The following is a 15,183-nucleotide window of genomic DNA, read 5'->3' as shown; positions in this document are numbered from 1 at the left end:
TCTCAGCGGATGCGATGCAGGACCGGGACGGCCATCATGATGATCGCGGCTGCGGCCAGAACGCCGACATGGCCCTTGCCGGCGGTTTCGCCTTTCGCTTGTTCTGCCGGATCGAACGTTTCGGCCGTCTTGCCGAGCGTGTCCGCCATGGTCGCGCCGCGCGCGCCCATCGGCAGGTCGGCGCCGGTCGTCGTATCGCGCGCGGTCTGGTGTTCCATTTCGGCATTGATCTCGGCGCCGACGATGACGATCATCGCGGAAATCCACGTCCACATCATGAAGCCGACCACCGCGCCCAGCGAACCGTAGGTGGCGTTGTAGTCGGCGAAGTTCTGCAGATAGAACGAGAAGCCGAGCGAGGTGACGATCCAGACCACCGAGGCGAAGCAGGCGCCCCAGGACAGCCAGCGCCATTTGGCCTGTTCGCGGCTCGGGCCAAACCGGTAGAGCAGCGAGATGCCGGTCACGATGATGAGGAGCATGACGGGCCAGCGCAGCGCGGCGATCAGCACCGGACCGAAATCGTCGAGGTGCAGCAAGGCGAGGATCGCTGGAACCACGCCGACCGTGAAGATGAAGGCGATGGCGAGAAACATCGCGCCGAGCGTGAAGCAGAACGAGATCAGGTTCAGCCGGACGAAGGAGCGCTTCTCATCTTCCTGGTTCGCGACGTTCATCGCCTCGAACATAGACTTGATGCCGTTATTGGCGCTCCATAGCGCGATCAGAAAGCCGAGAACGAAACCGAAGCTCAACGCTTCGGGCCGCTGTTCGGCAAGCGCCTCAAGCTGGGCGTGGATGAGGTCGAGCGACGCCGACGGCAGTAATCCGCCTAGAAACGAGATGTGGTCCCCGACGGTCACCGGATCGGCGACGAAACCGTAGAGCGAGACGAAGGCGGCCAGCGCCGGGAACAGCGCCAGAAGCAGGTAGAAGGTGACGCCGGCGGCGATCAGCATGACCCGATGGGCATTGACGTTCGTCCATACCCGCCATCCTATGTCCTTCCAGCCCTGCGCCGGAATGGCCGATGGCCATTGTGCATCCCGCCCACGCGCCATCGCCACGCCCGTCTCGTCCATCGATACTCGTCCCTTCTGGTTGCATGAGCAAAACCTTGTGGATGCCGATAGGTTGCATGGCACCATGACGCGCAAATCCTGGGCCGTCGCGCGCCAGTGCATCTGGCACCAGCGATGCCGAGGCAAGCTGGATGCGATGCTTCCGGCGGTGATGCCGTGCGATCGGGGTCGCGGGGCTTTGGGGTCTGGCTACTTCCCGAACCGCGCAAGGCCCGGTGTCTCGGCGGGCGCGCTTGAACGTTCGAACGCCTCGCGGTCGAAGATCAGTTTCAGGAAGCAGTCGAGCCACGCCTTGAGCTTCACATCCCACAACATGCGGCCATGCAGATGGTCGCGGCCCTGCTGCGCGCCGGGCAGGACGAAGCGGTGCGCGCCCTTCACCACCCATTTGTGCATCATCACGCGCGTCAGTTCGGCATGGAACTGGATGCCCCAGGCATTCCGCGCATAGCGGAAGGCCTGGTTGGGATAGGATTCGGCGGTGGCCAGAAGCGTCGCGCCCGAGGGCAGCGAAAACCCCTCGCGGTGGAACTGGTAGACCATGGAGGGCCAGTCGAGCGGCATGGCGCGCGCCTCGTCCGTCGCCTCGATCGGATACCAGCCGATCTCGACATGACCGTCGTCGCGGCCGCCGACCTTGCCGCCGAGATGATTGACCAGCATCTGCGCGCCGAGGCAGATGCCCAGGAACGGCTTGTCCTCGCGCAGCGGCACCGAGATCCAGTCGGTCTCGTGCTTGACGAATTCGTCGGGGTCGTTGGCGCTCATCGGCCCGCCGAAGATGACCGCGCCGGCATGGTCGGCGAGCGTTTCGGGCAGGGCGTCGCCCATGGGCGGGCGGCGAATGTCGAGATGGTAGCCGTCGGCTGCGAGCAATTGTCCGACGCGGCCGGGGCTCGAATGCTCCTGATGCAGGACGATCAGGATCTGCTTTCCATGATGGGTCGCGGCTTTCGAGATCGGTTCGTGCAGCATCCGTCTATCCGTCGTTTTCGTCCCTGGCTTGCAAGCGTTCGGCAATGCGCTGGCGCAATGCGACACGGTCCGGTCCGTCGATGCCGACGAGTTCGGAAACGCGCCAGACGATATTGTCCTCCAACTCGTGGCGCTCGCCATCGGCATAGACCATCTCCCACAGGAGCGAGATCAGTTCCTGTCGCGCGGGCTGGTCGAGATGGCGGTTGATGACGCTGGTGAAGGCATAAAGGTCGACCGCGTCGCGCTCGGCGGTCTCGCCAGCGACAAGGACGCGGTCGAGCTCGTTGCCGGAAAGCTTGTAGGCATCAGCGATGGTCCGCCGCAGTGCCTCCGCCTCGCCCGCTTCACGCACGCCGTCCGCATCGATGATGTGGTACATCAGCGCGGCGACGGCCACGCGGGGATCGTCGGACCGGTCGGCATCGCGGCCGGCGGGGATGTCACGAAAAAGCGAAAGCAGGCGATCGAGCATGAGGCGGCGTCAGGTTCCTTGCGGCACAACCAGCGAATCGTGCCCGATTGCCTTCATTTAACGCAAGGCTGGGGCAAAGGCCAATATGCGGGCAACGACTTGGGTGTCAGGACCGGGTGGGACCCTTCGAGAAACAACCACCAACAATCCCACGCAGACCTCAGAACAGTTTGAACCGGCTTTCCGCGACCGGCTTTTCGCCTTCCTCCACGCCCGGATCATCGGGGATCGGCATCTTTGCCGGCCGATCGGTGTCGTCCTCGGTCAGTTCGGCGTCCAGCGGAGCGGACGCTGCGGGCTCGGCCGCGGCTGGAGCCGGTTTCGGGGCAAGCGGCACGACGGCAGCCGGGGCCTTGGCGTCGTTTGCGGCGACGGGGCGGGACGGTTCGGGTCTGGGTGCCGGCTTTTCGGTGGCCTTTTCGGACAGCTTCGGTTCGAGGGCCGGGTCGGGCTCGACCCTGGCGGCAGGTTCGGGAACCGTCATCGGGGCCTCGGCCTGCGCCGGTTTCCTTTCGGATTCCCGTGTCGGCTCGGGCGCGGTTTTCATCGGCTCTTCGACGATGATGTCCTCGACCTCATCCGGCTCGGCGGCAACGACCGCCCGATCGGAAGCCCGGTGCTCTTCGTGCTCGATCGGGGCGGGCAGGGTCGGGGTGATCGCGAGCGCTTCGTCCCCCGCCTCGATGACCTGGCCGAGCCGTTCGACCGGTGCGCGCCATTCGAAGGCGTCGAGCCGTCCGGTGACCGGCGACATCGGCGCCCAGCGCTCGGAGACATAGCCGTCCGCGATCCAGACCGGATCGCGCGGCGCGCGCACGGCCTTGCCCAGCCACTGGCGCACGCGGCCCTGATCGCCGGTCTCCGCTTCCTCGATGTCGGCGAGAAGCAGGTAGGCGCCTTCGCGCGGCTCCTGCCGGATCGCGGCCTCCGCCTGCGTACGGGCGAGCTTGTAGTCACCCGAAGCAAGCGCGGCGCGGGCGACTGTCAGCGCGGATTCCGGGTTGTTCTGCTTCAGCGCCTGCAATTTCTTCGCCCGCGTCAGGCGGTCGAGCGTCGAATCGCCGAGGCGCGCATTGACATAGGCTTCGGCGATTTCGGGATGTGCGTTGCGCTTCCAGCCGGATTCGAGGATCTTGGCGCCCTTGCGCAGATCGTCGAGACGGAAGAGCGCCTTGGCGGCGGTGACGGCGGCCGGTACGAGATCGGGCGCGAGGCGATGCGCTTCCAGCGCGGCGTTCTTGGCCTGCACCGGTTCGGCGTCGAGCAGTTCCATCGCCTTGGCCGTTAGCAGCACCGCTTTGCGGCGCTCTGCCGTCTCGCGGTCGATCTGCTGCGTCGATTTCTGCGTGTCGACGAGGCGCAGCGCGGCATCCCAGTCGCCGGCCTCGGACTTTTCCTCCAGCGCCGCGCCGGACGCCCAGGCAAGCTGCGGCGCGGTCTCCACGGCGCGCTCGGCATAATGGCGCGCGGCCTGACGGTCGCCGACGCGCTCGGCCTCCAGATAAAGGCCGCGCAGGCCGAGAAGCTTCATCTCGGGCTTGTCGAGCATCGCCTCGAATTTCTGCCGCGCGGTGGGATGGTCGCCTTCGAGCAGCGAAGCCTGCGCGTCGAGGAGATGAACGAGCGGCTCTTGGTCGGAAGAAAGGAGCTTCAGCGCCTCCTTTTTCTTGCGTCGCGCCAGCGCCGGATCGCCGGCGCCCGCCGCGATCATGCCCATGGACAGCGCCTGATAGCCCTGATCGCGGCGGCGGTTTCGGAAATGGCGGGAGATCGTGTGCGGGCTGGTGACGATCGCCTTGATCAGCCACCAGAGGATCATCACGGCGGCGACGACGGCGGTGATCAGGATCGCCGCCACCAGCAGGCTCACCTGCATCTGATAGCCGCCGAAGGTCAGCGTCAGATCGCCCGGCCGGTCGGCGAGCCAGGCGAAGGCGAAGCCGAGGATGAAGACGGGAACGAGAAAGAACAGAATGCGGATCATGATATGTCGTCCCCTCAGCTGCGCTGGAGCGCGGTGGTCAGAGCGCGGTCGATCAACTGGTCGGCGGCATGGCGGGCGCGCACCTTGGCCATGAAGTCCGCGCCGGCGGCCTGAACGTTCTCGGGCAGGCCGTCATATTCGGCGATCGCACGCTCATAATCGTCCGCCCGCACCAAGGCTTCGAGCCGTGCGACCTTCGCGCCGACATCCTCGCCCTCGGCCATGCCCACCGGACGGACCTGGACCAGCGAGCGGGCGCTGGCCGACAGGCGGTCCATGAGGCCGGCATTCTCGTCAACGCCGGCAGAGGCAGAAGCCGTAACCATCGCCTGCGCGGCCTGACCGGCCTCTTCGGCGATCTCGGCGCGCGTCGCGACACCGTCGGCGGCGAAGTCGCGCAAGTCGCCGACCTCCGCCGCCTCGGCATCGAGGCCGGCATAGGTCTCGAGTTCGGTCATGAAGGGCGCGCCGCGGTCGATCGCGGATTTCAGCGCGGAAGCCGCGATGACGCGCTCCGCGCCGCTGTTCTCGAGTTCGACCAGACGGGTTTCGACATCGCCAAGCGCCTGTTCCATGGCATCGAGTCGCGAAGCGTTCTGCGTCGACGCCTCCCCGGCGCTCGCAAGCTGTTGCTCGACCTCCGCCAAGGCCGCTTCGGCATCCGGCGCGTCGCTGACGGCGGCGATCGCCTGTTCGAGCGCTGCGAGCCGGTCCTCGGTTGCCGAAGTGTCGGCGGAGGCCGTGCGCAGTTCCTCGATCTCGGACCGAAGAGCGGCGACGTCTTCGGCGGCGCCGGCGGTGGCGATCTCGCCGCGCAGGGTTTGGATCTCGGCCTGCGAGGCAGCAACCTGCCCGTCATCGCCGCTCTGCGCACCGGGCCAGATGCCGGCGGCTTGCAGCCCGGCGCCGAGCGCCAGCACGATCAGGCCGCCGACGATGCCGCCCATCAAGGCGCTGCCGCCGCGCTTCGCCTCGACCTGCGCCGCGGCCGGGCGCGTGGAGGATGCCTGCGTCGTTGCGAAGGCCGACGGCGTCGCCGGCTTAGCATCGGCCCTGGGAGGAGATTTCGCGGTGTCGTCGGCCTTGCTCGCCGATGCCTTTTCGATTTTGGCAGGCTCGACCCTGGCGGCCTTCGGACTTACGTCCTTCGCCGGTTCCGGCTTGGCTTCAACGGTTGCCGCCACCTTGCCGGCCCCGATCGCCGCGGGGTCGGTGATGTCGCTGACATTTTCCTCCGACGTGCCGGGCTTGGCCGCCTTGTCGTCGAGACGCGTCACGTCCTTCGGGTCGATGTCGATGGTCGATCCGGCCTTCTTCGGCTCCGAATAGCGTGATCTCGGCGTCTTCGACATGCCACTCCCCTTCAATTGCCCAGATGCGGCCACTTACCCAGATGTGGCCGCGCGCTGATCCCGTTCGACGAGCCTTGCCAGCATGGCCGGTTCGTCAGGCGTTGCGGCGAGGGCCGTTTTCCGGCCTCGCAGCCCCGTTGCCGCCGCGGCGGAAATACAGACGAAAATCGTGGACTCAAAGCTGGAATGCGCCTCGGCAACGACCCCGCTCAGGATTTCGCCCCCGCGCTGCGAATAGACCAATGCAGCCCATAACGGCTCAGGCCCCATTTTGGTTCCGATTTCACCTAGCGGCAGTTCAACCGGGCGGGTGTCGTAGAGCTCGATTTCGGTGACGAAATGTCCGGCCTTCTCGAATATCCGCTTCAGGTCCGGCCGGCGCACGCGGCCGGTCAGGTGCAGCACATGCGACCGCGCGCCAAGGCGGTCGGAAAGCCCATGCGCCAGTGTCTTCGCATCGGGCGCGACGAAACCGACCGCACGCCCCGCCGCCGCGGCGGTCTTGACGCCGACCACATGGAGCGGCAGGTCACGCAGCCTGTCCATCAGGACTTTCGGCGCGTGGCGAAACGCATTGGCGCTCGTCGCAACGACGATATCGATCCCTTCGGGCACGGTCGCCGGTTCCACGGGCACGATCTCGGTCAGGGGCAGGACGACCGGCACGAAGCCGAGCTGGAGGAGCCGCGCGGCGGTGGCCGAGGCGCCGGGCTCGGGCCGGGTCACCAGCACGCGCCGGCGCATCTCAGGCCCAGCTTTCGAAGAAGGCGGGGCCGGCGCGGTCGCGGATCTCCGCCCCGGCGTTCGCACCGATCGCCGCAGCATCGCCTGCGCGGCCTTCCACGCGGATTTCGTGAACCTGCCGGCCGTCCGGCGACAGGATCATGCCGAAGAAGGAAAGGGCGTCGCCGTCGATCAGGGCATGGCCGGCGAGCGGCGTGCGGCAGGAGCCGTCGAGCGCCGCCAGAAAGGCGCGCTCGCAGGTCAGCGCCTCGGTGGTCGCGCGATGCCCGATCGGGCCGAGCAGGTCGCCGATCCGCGCGTCACCGATGCGGCTTTCGATGCAGATCGCGCCCTGTCCCGGTGCGGGCGGGAAGGTCTCGACCGGCAGAAGTTCGGTGACGACATGGGCGAGCCCGAGCCGCTTCAGCCCGGCATTGGCCAGAAGCGTCGCGTCCACGATGCCTTCCTCCAGCTTGCGAAGCCGCGTCTGCACGTTGCCGCGATAGAGCACAACGTCGATGTCGGGCCGCTGGCGGCGGATCAGCGCCTGCCGGCGCAGCGAAGAAGAGCCGATGACGGCGTTTTCGGGCAGGTCCAGAAGTCGCTCCGCCACACGGCCGATATAGGCGTCGCGCACGTCCTCGCGTTCGAGGAACGAAGAGAGTTCCAGCCCGTCCGGCAGGATGGTCGGCATGTCCTTTGACGAATGGACGGCGATGTCGATGGCGCCCGACAGAAGCGCTTCCTCGATCTCCCTGGTGAAGAGCCCCTTGCCGCCGGCTTCGGACAGCGGACGGTCCTGGATGCGGTCGCCGGAGGTCGAGATGACGACGATCTCGAACGCCTCCAGCGGCAGGCCGTGCGCGGCCATCAGGCGCGCGCGGGTCTCTTCCGCCTGGGCCAGCGCCAGCGCGCTGCCGCGCGTTCCGATCCTCAACAGGTCTGTTTGCATCAATGGCCGTCCGTGATAGGTCGCCACTTCCTAAAGCAGGATGGCCATGTGCCGCAACCGAATGGCCGATTTCAGGGATCGTAGCGACGATATGCGCGTGCTGGGCATCGAAACGAGCTGCGACGAGACGGCGGCGGCGGTGGTCGCGCGCGCGCCGGACGGGGCGCCGCGCATCCTGTCCAACATCGTTCTCAGCCAGATCGAAGACCACGCGGCCTTTGGCGGCGTCGTGCCGGAGATTGCCGCGCGCGCCCATGTCGAGGCCGTCGACGGCGTCATCGAGGCGGCGCTCGGCGAGGCGGGCGCCAAGCTTTCTGATCTCGACGCCATCGCCGTCACTGCCGGGCCGGGGCTGATCGGCGGGTTGATCGTCGGGCTGATGACGGCGAAGGCGCTGTCGGCCGCGTCCGGCGTGCCGCTCGTCGCGGTCAACCATCTCGAAGGCCATGCGCTCACCGCGCGCCTCGTCGAGGACGTCGCCTTTCCCTACCTCCTGCTGCTGGTCTCCGGTGGCCACACGCAGATCGTCGAGGTGCGTGGCGTAGGCGACTATCGCCGGCTCGGCTCGACCATCGACGACGCGCTTGGCGAGGCGTTCGACAAGACGGCGAAGCTGCTCGGCCTGCCCTATCCGGGCGGCCCGAGCGTCGAGGAATGGGCGGCGCGCGGCAATGCAAGGCGCTTTGCCTTCCCACGCCCGCTGCGCGGCGAGGCGCGCCCGGATTTTTCGTTTTCCGGCCTCAAGACGGCCGTTCGGCAGGCGGCCAATTCCATCGCGCCGCTTTCCGACCAGGACGTCGCCGACATCTGCGCCTCGTTCCAGCAGGCCATCGTCGAGACGCTTCAGGAGCGGCTCGGCAAGGCTCTCACCGCTTTTCCCGCGGTCGAGGAACGCGTGCTGGTCGTCGCCGGCGGCGTGGCGGCAAACAAGGCGATCCGCGCCGCGCTGGAGGACTCCTGCGCTGCCGCCGGCTTCCGGCTGATCGCGCCGCCGCTGGCGCTTTGCACCGACAATGCGGCGATGATCGCCTGGGCGGGGCTGGAACGTCTCGCCGCAGGCATCGAGGGCGAGGATGCGATGACGCTCGCCCCCCGCTCGCGCTGGCCGCTCGACGGCGGCGCCGCGCCGGTCATCGGTTCGGGCAAGAGGGGAGCCAAGGCATGAGCGCGAAAATCGCGATTCTCGGCGGCGGGGCGTGGGGCACGGCGCTGGCCGTCACCATGATCCGCGCCGGCCACGCGGCGCGTCTTTGGGCGCGCGACGCGGAAACGGTCGCGGCGATCAACGAGCGGCGCGAAAATCCACGCTATCTGCCGGGCGTCATGCTCGACGAGGGGCTGGTCGCCTCGACCGATCTCGGCGCGACGCTTCGCGGCGTTGACGCGATCCTGAGCGTCATCCCGACGCAGGCGACGCGGGAGGTGCTGTCTGAAGCTGCTCCCGGTATCGCGCCGGGCGTGCCGCTGGTGCTGGCCGCCAAGGGCATCGAGCGCGCGACCGGGAGTCTGGTTTCCGAGATCGCCACCGACCTTCTGCCCGTCTCGCCGATTGCCGCGCTGTCCGGCCCGAGCTTTGCGACCGACGTGGTGCGCGGCCTGCCGACGGCGGTCACCATCGCCTGCGAAGACGAAGACCAAGCCTTCGCGCTCGCCGAACTGTTTTCCGCGCCGGCCTTCCGCTGCTATTCCACCGCCGATCTCGTCGGCGTCGAGATCGGCGGGGCGTTGAAGAACGTTCTCGCCATCGCCGCCGGCGCGGTGTCGGGCGCGGGGCTCGGCGCGAGCGCGCAGGCGGCCACGATCACGCGCGGCTTCGTCGAATTGCGCCGCATCGGCGCGGCGTTCGGGGCGCGACCCGAAACACTGATGGGGCTGTCCGGGCTCGGCGATCTCCTCCTCACCTGCGGTTCTGCGCAATCGCGCAACTTCGCCTATGGCATGGCGCTCGGTGCAGGCAAGCCGCGCGAGGGGCTGGCGCTGGCGGAAGGCGCGGCGACTGCCGGCATCGCGCTTGAGATCGCCCGGACGCGCGGCATCGACGCGCCGATCATCGAGGCGACCGCCGAACTGATCGACGGACACATCACCATGCAGGACGCGGCGGCAGGGCTTCTGGCCCGGCCGCTGAAGAGCGAGGCGGAGTAGGCGCCTACCGCGCCATCGCGTGGTATTCGTCGTTCGGGCGCATGTCGATCGCCGCGGCGACCCGGTTCGACATGTTGTAGAACCCCACCGTCGAGGCGATGTCGAAGATGTCGCGATCCGAAAAGCCCGCATCGCGCAGGCCCTTGCGGTCGGCTTCCTCGATCTTGTCAGGACTCTCGGTCAGCTTGACGGCGAAATCCAGCATCGCCTTCTGTTTCGCCGACAGGTCCGCCGCGCGGTAGTTCATCGCCATCATCTCGCCGAGCTTGGGATCGCCGGAAAGCTGGCGCACCGCAGCGCCATGCGCGGTCAGGCAATAGTAGCAGTGGTTCACCGACGAGACGGCGACCGCGATCATCTCGCGGTCGAGCTTGGAAAGACCCGAATCGCCGAGCATCAGATCGTTGTACATGTCGGTGAAGGCGCGCAGCTTCTTCTCGTCGAAGGCATAGGACTTGAGGACGTTCGGGACCAGCCCCAGCTTCTCCTCGCATTTGGCGAAATAGGCTTTCGTGCCGTCCGACAATTCGGGATGTTCGATGTTCAGTGCCGTGACCCGCTCGCTCATGCCGTCATCTCCCTTTCAAACTTGTCTGTAACTGACGCAGCGTCGCTCATTTTCGTGAAACCGGTGCCACTTTCCCGGCGGATGTTCTAGTGTCGAAAGAAAAACGGGATGAAATCGGGGAGATCGCCGCCCATGGCCGTGCGCAAGACCGCAACCGCATCGAAAGTGAAAACCGAGGCGGGCGCCGAAAAGCTTGCCGGATTTTTCAGGGCGCGGGCGCCGGAGGAAGATCGCGCATCCTATACGACCGAAGCCTTCGCGACCGCAGGTGCGCTTGCCTATCGGGCGTTGAAGAACCACAAGCGCGGCGACAGCCTGATCGTCTTCGACAATGAAGGCGAGATCGAGCGGCAGGGCCGGGCCGTCACCGCGATCACCGTCATCAACGACAACATGCCGTTCCTGTTCGATTCGGTTCTGGCCGAAATCACCGAACAGACCGGCGAGGCGTCCCTGGTGCTTCATCCGGTCGTGCTGGTGCGGCACGAAAAGAAGGGTGTCGCGGAGCTTCTCGGCGAAGCAGGCAGCGCCAAGGGCGACGATGCGACCGACCGCGTGTCGATCATCCACGTTCATGTCCCGAAACTGACCCCTGAGGAATGCGAGGCGCTGAAGCGCGGACTCGAACGGGTTCTCGACCAGGTCAAGCTCTCGGTCTCGAACTGGCGGCCGATGCTCGCCCGCCTCGACCAGGCGATCACCGAATATCGCTACCAGCCGGTGCCGATCGACAAGGCGCAGGTCGGCGAAGCCATCGCCTTTCTCGAATGGCTGCGCGACGACAATTTCACCTTTTTGGGAATGCGCGAACTGCGCTATTCGGGCGGCGCGGAAAGCGGCACGCTGGAACGCTCGCCCAAGGGCGGGCTCGGCATCCTTTCCAGCGATGAGGTTCGGGTCTTGCGGCGCGGCGGCGAGCCGGTCACCACAACGCCCGAAATCCGCGCCTTCCTGCACGGGCCCGAGGCGCTGCTGGTCACCAAGGCCAATGCCAAGTCGGTCGTCCACCGGCGCATCTATCTCGACTATATCGGCGTCAAGACCTTCGACCAGAAGGGCAAGCTTCTCGGCGAGTTGCGCATCGTCGGGCTCTTCACCTCGACCGCCTACACGCGTTCGGTGATGAAGATCCCCTATCTGCGCTCCAAGGCACAGGCGGTGATCGAGAAATCCGGCTTCGATCCGTCCGACCATTCGGGCAAGGCGCTGATCAACGTGCTGGAATCCTATCCGCGCGACGAGCTTTTCCAGATTTCCGTGCCGGTTCTGCGCAAGCACGCCGAGGCGATCCTGGCGCTGGGCGAGCGGCCGCGCGTTCGCGCGCTCTACCGCGTCGACCAGTTCGACCGCTTCGTCTCGGCCATCGTCTACGTGCCGCGCGACCGCTACGATTCCGAGGTGCGCGAGCGGATCGGCCAGTATCTGGTCAAGGCGTTCGACGGGCGTCTTTCCGCCTACTATCCGGCCTTCCCCGAAGGCTCGCTCGCCCGCGTCCATTTCATCATCGGCCGCTCCGGCGGCAAGACGCCGAAGGTCGACAGCGCCGAGCTCGAGGCCGGGATTCGCGACATCGTGCGGACCTGGGACGACGCGCTGCGCGAGGAGGTGACGGAAAACCTTGCCGACCCCAAGCTCGCCGCGCTCGCCGCCGGTTTCGATCAGACCTACCGCAACAGCTTCTCCGCCGCCGTCGCGATGCGCGATGCGGGCGTCATTTCCGGGATCGACGACGACAATCCGATAGCGATCGACTTCTATCGCGAGGCGCCGGAGACGGCCGCCCATGCCAGGCTGAAAATCTACCACCAGGGCGAGCCGGTGGCGCTGTCGAAGCGGGTGCCGCTCCTGGAAAACATGGGTTTCCGGGTCATCTCGGAGCGCACTTTCGAAATCGCCCGGAACGGTTCGAAGCCGGTCTTTTTACACGACATGGAACTCGAAAGCGGCTCCGGGGCCGAGATCGACCTGACAGACGGCGGGGCGCTTCTGGCCGACGTGTTCCTGTCGGTCTGGAATGGCGAGAGCGACAATGATTCCTATGCCGGGCTCGTCCAGACGGCGGGGCTGACAGCGCGGAACATCGGCCTTCTGCGGGCCTATGGCCGCTATCTCCAGCAGGCCGGGATTCCACAGAACCAGGAGTTCGTCGCCTCGGTCCTGAACCGTTATCCCGCCATCGCAGGCCATCTGATTGCGCTTTTTTCGGCCCGTTTCGACCCGGAACGAGCTGAAAACAGCGAAGTTTCAGCTCAAAAAGCGGCGGAATCGATCGAAACGGCTTTGGAATCGGTGCCCCAGATCGACGATGACGCCGTCATCCGGCGCTATCTGAACCTCATCCAGTCGACGCTGCGGACCAATTTCTACGCGCCCGACAAGGACGGCGTGTCTCTGGCGCTGAAGCTCGATTCGCGCGCGGTGCGCGGTCTTCCCGCGCCGCGTCCCTGGCGCGAGATCTTCGTCTACGGGCCGGAGGTCGAGGGCGTCCACCTGCGCTTCGGCGCGGTGGCGCGCGGCGGGCTGCGCTGGTCGGACCGGGCGCAGGATTACCGCACCGAAGTGCTTGGCCTCGTCAAGGCACAGCAGGTGAAGAATGCCGTCATCGTGCCTGTCGGCGCCAAGGGCGGATTCTACCCGAAGCAATTGCCGGTCGGCGGATCGCGCGGCGATATCTTCGAGGCGGGGAAAAAAGCCTATGTCAACTTCATCACCTCGCTCCTTTCCGTCACCGACAATATCGAGGGCGAGGACGTGGTGCCGCCGACCAACCTGGTGCGGCAGGACGGGGACGATCCGTATTTCGTCGTCGCGGCCGACAAGGGCACGGCGACCTTTTCCGACACGGCGAACGCGATCAGCCAGGCGCACGGCTTCTGGCTCGACGACGCCTTCGCCTCTGGCGGGTCGGCCGGCTACGATCACAAGAAGATGGGCATCACCGCGCGCGGCGCGTGGGAGGCGGTGAAGCGGCATTTCCGCGAGATGAACCGCGACATTCAGACCGAACCCTTCACCGTGACCGGCGTCGGCGACATGTCGGGCGACGTGTTCGGCAACGGGATGCTGCTTTCCAAGGCGACGCGACTGATCGCGGCGTTCGACCATCGGGACATCTTCATCGATCCCGACCCGGATCCGGCGTCGTCCTTCAAGGAACGGCAGCGGCTCTTCGAGAAGGGCCAGTCGAGCTGGCAGGACTACGACCGCTCCAAGCTTTCCGAAGGCGGCATCATCGTCTCACGCAGCCAGAAGTCGATCGAGCTTTCCAAGGCGGCGGCGGACGCGATCGGCCTTTCCTCGACGACGGCGACGCCGGTCGAGATCATGCGCGCGATCCTGATGGCGAAGGTCGACCTCTTATGGTTCGGCGGCATCGGGACCTATGTGCGGGCCGAGGCCGAGAGCAATGCCGATGTCGGTGACAAGGCCAACGACACGCTGCGCATCACGGCAAAACAGGTCGGCGCGAAGGTGATTGGCGAGGGCGCCAATCTCGGCGTCACGCAGCGCGCGCGCATCGAATACGGGATGAATGGCGGGCGCTGCAATTCGGATGCGATCGACAATTCGGCCGGCGTCAATTCGTCCGACGTCGAGGTCAACATCAAGATCGCACTCGCCTCGGCGATGCGCGCCGGCGACCTGACGCGGCCGAACCGCGACAAGCTTCTCGCCGATATGACGGACGAAGTGGCGAACCTGGTGCTCGCCAACAATTACCGGCAGTCGCTGGCGATCTCGCTGACCGCGCTGCGCGGGGCGGCCGATCTCGGCTATCAGGAACGCTTCATGGAGGCGCTGGAAGGGCGCGGCCTGCTCGACCGCGACGTCGAGGTGCTGCCGTCGACCGCGGCAATGGCCGAGCGCGAAGTGCGCGGAGCGCCGCTGACGCGGGCCGAGATCGGCGTTCTGCTTGCCTATGCCAAGATCGTGCTCTTCGACGACATCGTGGCGAGCGGCGTGCCCGACGATCCGCACCTCGAAGCCGATCTTCTCGATTATTTCCCGCAGAAGATGGTCAAGAAGTTCGCCGGGCCGATCAAGACGCACCGGCTGCGCCGCGAGATCATCGCGACCCAGCTCGCCAACGAGGCGATCAATCGCGGCGGGCCGTCCTTCGTCAGCCGGCTCCAGGATCTGACGGGACGCTCGGCGGCCGAGATCGTCGCGGCCTTCGCGATCGTGCGCGACGGTTTCGATCTGCCCGACCTTTATGGCGAGATCGACGCGCTCGACGCGAAGATCGACGGCGCGACGCAACTCGAACTCTACCAGCAGGTCGGCCGCCTCGTGCATTCGGCGAGCGCATGGTTCCTCAAGAACGACTTGACGTCGGACCTGATCGGGGACGAGATCGACGGGCTGCAAGGTGCGCGAAAGGCGCTGGAGCCGAAGCTTTCGCGGATGCTGCCGCCCTTCACGCAGGAAAGGCAGGAGGAGCGGGTCGCCGCCCTGCTCAAGGCCGGGGTGTCGCAGAAGCTCGCCGAGCGCATCACCCAGCTTCACGTCGCCGAACTCATCCCCGACATCGCGCTGGTGGCGCAGACGGCGGAGGCCGAACTGGAAACCGCCGCGCGTGCCTTCTTCGCCGTCACCGACGCGTTCCGGATCGGGCGCATCGCCGATGCCGCGCGGTCGATTTCGCCGTCCGATTATTATGACGGGCTGGCGCTGGCGCGCGCGACCGACCAGATCAACGCCGCGCGCCGGGGCATTGCGGCAGCCGCGCTCGGCGCTTTCCCGAAGGAGAAGGCGCCGGTGGAAGCCTGGATCGAGGCGGGCGGTATGCGGATTTCGCGCACGCGCGACCGGCTGCAAAGCCTGACGGAAGGCGGCGACATCACCGTTTCGCGGCTGACGGTCGCGGCAGGACTGATGTCGGACCTGACGGACATTGCGCCCTAGGGGCAGGAACATTGGGGGGGCG

General features: G+C 66.5%; 11 protein-coding genes. 3 read left to right on the top strand and 8 right to left on the bottom strand.

The genetic code is table 11. The features are described from left to right. Positions 1-2 precede the first annotated feature (2 nt). The 7 genes from PZ895_RS06380 to hemC all read right to left on the bottom strand — a co-directional run bounded on the left by PZ895_RS06380 (position 3) and on the right by hemC (position 7,543). Positions 3-1,082 carry a YihY/virulence factor BrkB family protein gene (locus tag PZ895_RS06380; RefSeq protein WP_275838185.1) on the bottom strand — a complete coding sequence of 360 codons (1,080 nt, stop codon included), beginning with the start codon at positions 1,080-1,082 and terminating at the stop codon, positions 3-5. 189 nt (positions 1,083-1,271) lie between these two features. Next, positions 1,272-2,057 carry a glutamine amidotransferase gene (locus PZ895_RS06375; protein WP_275838184.1) on the bottom strand — a complete coding sequence of 262 codons (786 nt, stop codon included), beginning with the start codon at positions 2,055-2,057 and terminating at the stop codon, positions 1,272-1,274. Between the two features lie 4 nt (positions 2,058-2,061). Continuing rightward, complete coding sequence (locus PZ895_RS06370) at positions 2,062-2,532, bottom strand: TerB family tellurite resistance protein (protein ID WP_275838183.1); 471 nt, start codon at positions 2,530-2,532, stop codon at positions 2,062-2,064. Positions 2,533-2,692: 160 nt separating this feature from the next. Then, positions 2,693-4,516, bottom strand: coding sequence for a heme biosynthesis protein HemY (locus PZ895_RS06365; protein WP_275838182.1), 1,824 nt, complete (start codon positions 4,514-4,516; stop codon positions 2,693-2,695). Positions 4,517-4,530: 14 nt separating this feature from the next. Further along, positions 4,531-5,868 carry a hypothetical protein gene (locus PZ895_RS06360; protein ID WP_275838181.1) on the bottom strand — a complete coding sequence of 446 codons (1,338 nt, stop codon included), beginning with the start codon at positions 5,866-5,868 and terminating at the stop codon, positions 4,531-4,533. Between the two features lie 33 nt (positions 5,869-5,901). Then, entirely contained in the window at positions 5,902-6,612 is a 711-nt protein-coding gene (locus PZ895_RS06355) for a uroporphyrinogen-III synthase (protein WP_275838180.1), read from the bottom strand. A 1-nt stretch (position 6,613) separates the two neighbouring features. Next, complete coding sequence (hemC, locus tag PZ895_RS06350) at positions 6,614-7,543, bottom strand: hydroxymethylbilane synthase (RefSeq protein ID WP_275838179.1); 930 nt, start codon at positions 7,541-7,543, stop codon at positions 6,614-6,616. Between the two features lie 91 nt (positions 7,544-7,634). Here hemC and tsaD point away from each other — a divergent pair, with 91 nt between their 5' ends. After that, positions 7,635-8,708, top strand: a complete 1,074-nt coding sequence (gene tsaD, locus PZ895_RS06345; protein WP_275838305.1) for a tRNA (adenosine(37)-N6)-threonylcarbamoyltransferase complex transferase subunit TsaD — start codon at positions 7,635-7,637, stop codon at positions 8,706-8,708. After that, entirely contained in the window at positions 8,705-9,688 is a 984-nt protein-coding gene (locus tag PZ895_RS06340; RefSeq protein WP_275838178.1) for an NAD(P)H-dependent glycerol-3-phosphate dehydrogenase, read from the top strand. Before tsaD ends, PZ895_RS06340 begins: the two co-directional genes overlap by 4 nt. 4 nt (positions 9,689-9,692) lie before the next feature. On the opposite strand, the gene PZ895_RS06335 is transcribed toward PZ895_RS06340, so the two are convergent. Continuing rightward, positions 9,693-10,256 (bottom strand): peroxidase-related enzyme, encoded by a 564-nt coding sequence (locus PZ895_RS06335; RefSeq protein ID WP_275838177.1) that lies wholly within the window; start codon positions 10,254-10,256, stop codon positions 9,693-9,695. A gap of 132 nt (positions 10,257-10,388) precedes the next feature. Here PZ895_RS06335 and PZ895_RS06330 point away from each other — a divergent pair, with 132 nt between their 5' ends. After that, positions 10,389-15,161: an NAD-glutamate dehydrogenase gene (locus PZ895_RS06330; protein ID WP_275838176.1), complete on the top strand. Its 4,773-nt coding sequence runs from the start codon at positions 10,389-10,391 to the stop codon at positions 15,159-15,161. Positions 15,162-15,183: the final 22 nt, after the last annotated feature.

This window comes from Mesorhizobium sp. YIM 152430 (assembly GCF_029210365.1).
In the GTDB taxonomy this organism is placed as follows: domain Bacteria; phylum Pseudomonadota; class Alphaproteobacteria; order Rhizobiales; family Rhizobiaceae; genus Aliihoeflea.
This window is presented reverse-complemented; position numbering and strand designations above follow the sequence as displayed.